Consider the following 1,441-nt stretch of genomic DNA (forward strand, 5'->3'; position numbering starts at 1 on the left):
CCGCTTTAACTGCAGCAATTCTCAGTATGGCAATTCAGCTAGTGTTGGGTGGGATGTCTAGCTCTAGACCTTCGATCATGAAGGTCAGTAGATGATTCCAACTGTCAAAATACATGTAACGGGTCAATGCCCGCAGGTCATCAAAAAAGGTCTTACGTGTCGGCAAGTGAGATCGCAACAGCTTGTACTTTTGGTCGAGCAACTCCAGCAATGTATGGAACAGAAGAGACAGGATGTTCAGAGTTGCAAGCAGTGAGGAAAGGTGCTGCTTCCCGTGCCCGAAATTGTGTTCCAGGTTGTAGCCTTTAGTTTTAAGCGTGTTGTTATTCTCGTTTTCGACCTTCCAGCGTGCCCGTCCTGCTAGAACTATCTCTGCTACGTTTTCGTGGTTTAACAGGTGATTGGTCGCAAACGAATTTTTATACGTTACCTTCCCGTCAGGACGGCTCACGGTGACTTCACACCAGTTCACTAACAGAGCATCTTCACTATCTCTCAGGGGCACTCCATTGAGATAGCGGTAGGTATAAGTCTCCTCAACTTTGCCAGTCCACCGTTTTACGGTCACTGTCGGTAAGTCGATGCCCTCGAGATGTTCATTGAGGGTGATATGAGATTCTAGGCGACACACCAGGATGAAGTTGAAGCGTTGGTCTAAAAGCTGCTGGCAAAAGGGCTGGTGGCAATAGAGGTCATCGCCTAAAACAGTGACTTTCAGAGCTCTCAAGCGTGGCCCCTGCTGTGTCAACCAGCGTTTGGCAGCAGCATTCTCACAGTCCTGTTTGTCATGACCATCTTGCGGCACGATGAATTGGGGCACCAACGGAATCACATGAGCCTGCCCCGGACAGACGATGACCGGTGTAATGACGCTATGGAAATAGTGGGTCTCTCCCGACTTGAGGGTGCGCCTTGAACAGTTTGAGCAGTGGAGCTGGCTCGAACTGAAGTATTCGGTGCCATCGATGGCAATTAGCAGGGTATGTGCCACCGAACGGAAGTCCTCTAACTGCCCCTGCTGTTCTAACACCTGTAAGATTTCCTCAAACACAGGAAAAACATGCTCAGGGGTCACCGGGTCTAACAGGCCCCGGATTTGGTTGTCGCTTGGGATCTGATGGACACCAAACAGGCTTTGGGCATTACTTTTGCCTTTGCTGCCCTCCATCATGCGCTGATACGCCAGAAATGAAGGAGTTTGGGTGAAGAACACGCTAAACGCGCTCAAGGCTGCATCTTCCATCCCATAACGGGTATTCTTGCCCGTGCGTTTGTCCGGTAGCGAGGACAGTCGCTGGCGAAAAGAACCGACTATTGTGTCAAACAACCCCCGTTCTTTCAACAGTTCTAGCTCTCTCGGCTCTCTCAGATGTCCTTACAATACAGACATTCCCAGGACTTGAACAACTTTTCGCCATACTGAGAATTGCTGACTCAAAGC

General features: G+C 49.8%; 1 protein-coding gene. It reads right to left on the bottom strand.

From position 1 onward, the window contains the following. Positions 1-34: 34 nt before the first annotated feature. A complete protein-coding gene (locus QJQ48_RS28140; protein WP_346294489.1) occupies positions 35-1,315 on the bottom strand; it encodes an ISNCY family transposase in 1,281 nt (426 codons plus the stop codon). Positions 1,316-1,441: the final 126 nt, after the last annotated feature.

It is taken from the genome of Sphaerothrix gracilis Ecp01, assembly GCF_030405905.1.
GTDB lineage: Bacteria > Cyanobacteriota > Cyanobacteriia > Phormidesmidales > Phormidesmidaceae > Sphaerothrix > Sphaerothrix gracilis.